At 62.3% G+C, this 4,683-nt stretch carries 7 protein-coding genes; 5 read left to right on the plus strand and 2 right to left on the minus strand.

The genetic code is table 11. The annotated features are described in order from the left end of the window. From phnK to LQT98_RS15135, 3 genes are all read left to right on the plus strand, one after another. Window positions 1-593, plus strand: a 593-nt coding sequence (phnK, locus tag LQT98_RS15125) for a phosphonate C-P lyase system protein PhnK (RefSeq protein WP_231463267.1), incomplete at its 5' end; no start/stop codon positions are given. A gap of 5 nt (window positions 594-598) precedes the next feature. After that, the gene (phnL, locus tag LQT98_RS15130; RefSeq protein WP_231463269.1) at window positions 599-1,306 is read left to right on the plus strand and encodes a phosphonate C-P lyase system protein PhnL; all 708 of its coding nucleotides are present in this window, start codon (window positions 599-601) and stop codon (window positions 1,304-1,306) included. After that, window positions 1,303-2,451, plus strand: a complete 1,149-nt coding sequence (locus LQT98_RS15135; protein WP_231463271.1) for an alpha-D-ribose 1-methylphosphonate 5-triphosphate diphosphatase — start codon at window positions 1,303-1,305, stop codon at window positions 2,449-2,451. Before phnL ends, LQT98_RS15135 begins: the two co-directional genes overlap by 4 nt. A gap of 181 nt (window positions 2,452-2,632) precedes the next feature. Here LQT98_RS15135 and LQT98_RS15140 read toward each other — a convergent pair whose 3' ends face one another. Together LQT98_RS15140 and LQT98_RS15145 are read right to left on the minus strand one after the other, a co-directional pair. Next, window positions 2,633-2,779, minus strand: a complete 147-nt coding sequence (locus LQT98_RS15140) for a hypothetical protein (protein WP_156183991.1) — start codon at window positions 2,777-2,779, stop codon at window positions 2,633-2,635. Between the two features lie 47 nt (window positions 2,780-2,826). Then, window positions 2,827-3,099: a hypothetical protein gene (locus tag LQT98_RS15145; protein WP_048411839.1), complete on the minus strand. Its 273-nt coding sequence runs from the start codon at window positions 3,097-3,099 to the stop codon at window positions 2,827-2,829. Between the two features lie 381 nt (window positions 3,100-3,480). Here LQT98_RS15145 and LQT98_RS15150 point away from each other — a divergent pair, with 381 nt between their 5' ends. Beyond that, window positions 3,481-3,663 carry a hypothetical protein gene (locus LQT98_RS15150; RefSeq protein ID WP_231463273.1) on the plus strand — a complete coding sequence of 61 codons (183 nt, stop codon included), beginning with the start codon at window positions 3,481-3,483 and terminating at the stop codon, window positions 3,661-3,663. Window positions 3,664-4,288: 625 nt separating this feature from the next. Continuing rightward, a partial coding sequence (locus tag LQT98_RS15155) for a winged helix-turn-helix domain-containing protein (RefSeq protein WP_231463275.1) occupies window positions 4,289-4,683 on the plus strand: 395 nt, incomplete at its 3' end.

The raw sequence follows: 4,683 nt of genomic DNA on the forward strand, positions 1-4,683 counted from the left end.
GCGCGCGCTTCCGCGACCGCGACGGCCGCGAGCACGAGCTCACCGCCATCGCCGAATCCGAGCGCCGCCGGCTGGCGCGCAGCGAATGGGGCTTCGTGTCCCAGCACGCCCGCGACGGCCTGCGCATGGACGTCTCCGCCGGCGCCAATATCAGCGAGCGGCTGATGGCGCTGGGCCAGCGTCACTACGGACGGCTGCGCCAGACCGCCGGCGACTGGCTGGAGCGGGTGGAAATCGGCCGCGCGCGGCTGGACGACGCGCCGAGCGCCTTTTCTGGCGGCATGCAGCAGCGGCTGCAGATCGCCCGCAGCCTGGCCACCCATCCGCGGCTGGTGTTCATGGATGAACCCACCGGCGGCCTCGATGTCTCGGTGCAGGCCCGTTTCCTGGACCTGACCCGAAGACTGGTGCGCGACAGCGGCATCGCCGTCATCATGGTCACCCACGACCTGGGCGTGGCCCGGCTGCTGGCGCAGCGCACGCTGGTGATGCAGCGCGGCCGGATGGTGGAAGCCGGCCTCACCGATCAAATCCTGGATGATCCGCAGCACCCTTATACCCAGCTGCTGGTATCCTCCATTCTGCAGGCCTGAACGCGATGAACTTGTTGATAGACGCTAGCCGTTTGAGCAAAACCTTCACCCTGCACCAGCAGGACAGCCTGGCGCTGCCGGTGCTCGACGATGTTTCGCTGCAAGTGGCCGCCGGCGAATGCGTGGCGCTGGCCGGCCCTTCCGGCGCTGGCAAGAGCACCCTGCTCAAGGCGCTGTACGCCAACTACCTGGTGCAAGGCGGCAGCATCCGCATCCGCCACCGCGACGCCTGGCTGAACATGGCCGCCGCGCTGCCGCACGAGATCGCCGACGTCCGCCGCCACACCCTGGGCTATGTCAGCCAATTCCTGCGCGCCATCCCGCGGGTGGCGGCGCTGGACATCGTCGCCGAGCCGCTGTGCGAATGGGGCATGGACCCCGATGCGGCGCGACGCGAGGCCGGCGCCTGGCTCGCGCGGCTGAACATCCCGGAACGGCTGTGGCGGCTGCCGCCGGCCACTTTTTCCGGCGGCGAGCAGCAGCGGGTCAATATCGCGCGCGGCATGATAGCGCCGCGGCCCATCCTGCTGCTGGACGAGCCCACCGCCTCGCTGGACGCCGCCAACCGCGCGGTAGTGATTGAATTGATGCGCGAAGCGCTGGCGCGCGGCGCGGCGCTGGTGGGCATTTTCCACGACGAGCCCACCCGCGACGCCGTCGCCGACCGCGTGTTCGAAGTACCGCTGGCAAACAAACCGGAACACCAAGCATGAAACGAATCCTGAACAATGCCCGGCTGATCCTGGCCGATGGCGTCGTCGAGCGCGGCGCGCTGGAAATCGACAACGGCGTGATCGCCGCCATCCATGCCCAGGCGCTGAGCGCGCCGCCGCCGCACAGCGAAGACCTGGACGGCGACGATCTGCTGCCCGGCCTGGTGGAAGTGCATACCGATAATCTGGAAAAACACCTGATGCCGCGCAACGGCGTGCTGTGGCCGACACTGCCGGCCGTGGTCACCCATGACGCGCAATGCGTGGCCGCCGGCATCACCACGGTGCTGGACGCGCTGTCGGTGGGCGATCTGGAAGGCGACAGCGTGCGGCTGGACACCTTGCAAAGCGCCTTCGACGCGATAGATGCCGGCATGCGCCAGCGCGTGTTCCGCGCCGAACACCTGTTCCACCTGCGCTGCGAACTGGCCTATCCGACGCTGCTAGACGCGCTGTCGCCCCTGCTCGACCACCCGGCGGTGCGCCTGGTGTCCTTGATGGACCACACTCCCGGCCAGCGCCAGTACCGCGACCTGGCGCAATACCGCAAGTATTACGCCAAGAAGAACGTCAGCTGGAACGACGATACCTTCCTCGCCGCGGTGGAGCAGCGCAAGCTCAAGCAGCGGCAGTACGCCGGACGCCATCGCCAGGCGGTGGTGGAACTGGCGCGCGCGCGCGGCATCGCGCTGGCCAGCCATGACGACACCGAACTCGGTCATATCGACGAAGCGGTGCGCGACGGCGTGGCCGTGTCGGAATTCCCCACCACGCTGACCGCCGCGCGCGCCGCGCGCGAACAGGGCCTGATGACGGTGATGGGCGCGCCCAACATCGTGCGCGGCGGCTCCCACTCCGGCAATGTCGCCGCCTTGGAGCTGGCCGGCCACGGCCTGCTGGACATCCTGTCCTCGGACTATGTGCCGGCCAGCCTCTTGCACGCGGCCTACTTGCTGGGCCGCCAGCCGGACTGGGGCCTGAGCCGCGCCATCGCCACCGTCAGCGTCAATCCGGCGCGGGCGGTGGGGCTGGCGGATCGCGGCGCCATCGCCGTCGGCCAGCGCGCCGATCTGGTCCAGGCGCGCGAGCAGGACGGCATCCCTTTGGTGCGCCAAGTGTGGAACGCCGGCCGGCGCGTATTCTGAGAACCTGTTCAAAGTCTGCTACGCTTCGGCGATACGGCGTTGAACAGGCTCTGAGCATCATCCATGCAAAGGGCCGCGTTATCGCAACGCGGCCCTGTTTGCATTTCCCATTCCAAAATCGCTGACTCTTTATTCTCCGTCGGCCGCGCGCGGCGTGCTGCCACAAGCCGCGCGCCTGCGATCAACTACGCTGCGACAGCGCTTGCTGCGCGCCTTCCTTGCCTAAATGCAATAGCAGCAGCAAAACACCGATACCCAGCGTTTTCATCACGCACCAGAACAGAGCAATGCTCAATACCCGATAACAAACAAAACTGACCAAAGACATTATTTATCGACTTCCATTCAGCAATAAGAATCGACCACTACGCCAAACTACACCGAAAATGACTCCGACTTCACCGCCCAATAAATATCCAGCCGCTCTTTGCGCGTCAAATACACCTTGCCGCCGGCGCTACTGCTTTTCAACGCCACGCTGCATATTCTCAAGGCTCTATATAAGCTGGGCACCACCGCGCCCATTGCGCTGGTTTTGCGAATCAGGTTTTCAATATAAATAGCCAGACTTTCCAAATCGCGCGACCAAACCACCGCGCTCCCTCGCGCCAGGCTTTCCAAAATTCTCGAACCGCTCGCTGCCGGCATGACTTTTTGCTCCAAAAATAATTGAAGGCCATCCTATCCGGCATTGATACTGAAAGTCTTTATCCAAACAAGAACAATTCTTTGCGTTTTATTAGAAATGATTATCGTTTGCCCCGCATCCAAGCATCCGCAACGGCCAGGAAAGCCATACACCGCCATGCGTCGCGGCGCGCGGCAATCATTACCATTCCTTATCGCCCCTGTCCAAAAGCTTAATTTACCGGGCTGACAGCCCCTGCCATCCAAGCGGCATGCTATGATTTCGCCTCGGTAGCACTGGAACGGCGACAGACCGCTTCCAATCCGTGTATTGAACAACAACACCACATCATCATACGCATGCAATATAAAAACAAAGACCAAAACCAGGCCGGCGCATCCATGCTCGACTCCATCGCCAATACCGCAAAACTATCCGCCTTGCTGATGTGCCTGGACCAGGCACAGTTATTGAGCGAGCAGTTATTGAGCGAGTTGAAAAGCAGGGACAAGCAAATCAATGCCATAGAACAGGAATTGGAAACCGCCAGGCGGGAAATTCAGAATTTGCGCTCCACGCATTAAAGCGCCGCACGGTTTTCTTCCCCGGCAAGCCAATACGGCCGGCGCCCATCCATTCCCCATGGGTTTTGCCGCCGGCCGTTCGCCGGATTCAATCCTGCCCCGATGGCATTCATCGCCCTCGTTCCGACACTGTAATCGGCTTGCTACAATTCCGACGGCGTTGAAATAAGCTCCGATCCGGCCAGCTTAAGCCCAGATTTCCCCTCCTCGTTGCGCTCAGACAACGGCGGTTTTCCAGGCCCCCCCGGTACCTCATTCAGCGCTGCAGCCCAAGTCAGGCCTGAACTCCAGCGCCAAGCCCGTATTTTGTCCGCCACCGCAGTCGGCGCGCGGCAGCGCCATCCTCTTGAACCTGGCCACATTCTGTTGGAGAATGAACCGCATCAAATCAAGAGCGCGCCCAGCGCTCTTGTCATTTTCCGCTCATCTTCCCGGATTCACGCAACTCCACTTTGCAAGGCGCTGCTTGGCAGCGGAATGTTGCCGCCTATAATCCATCTAGAGCAAATTATCTAGCGAGCCATTTAAAATATCGCCAAATCAAGCGCCATCGGCGCGGCCGCCGGGACAGCGGCGCGCCGGCTTTGAAGGTTTAAGCCTGGCGTAAATAAGAAAGATTATAAGAATGAGATTTCATATCGAGGACAAGGTGATATTCGATCCCGACGCGGGCAGCCTGCAGCCCGGCGATCAGGAAAAAATCATCCTGAAATACAATGAGGCGCAGTTGCTGAAACTGCTGTTGTCCGGTCTGTTCGAGAAGAACGAGCTGATAGACAAGGTGTGGGGCAAGACCGTCGTCACCGACTCCAGCTATCACAAGCTGGTGTTCGACCTGCGCGCGCAGTTGGAAAAAAGCGGGCTGGACCCCAAGATCGTCAAGACCATTCCACGCCGCGGCTGCCAGTTCGTCGGCGTCTTCACGCCGCTGGACGATGCCCCGGCCACAGCCGACAACGACACGCCCCCGGCCGAGGACGCCGCCGCGCCCGCCGAGCAGCCCCCCGCCATCCCCTGCCC

This window comes from Chromobacterium aquaticum (genome assembly GCF_021129195.1).
In the GTDB taxonomy this organism is placed as follows: domain Bacteria; phylum Pseudomonadota; class Gammaproteobacteria; order Burkholderiales; family Chromobacteriaceae; genus Chromobacterium; species Chromobacterium aquaticum.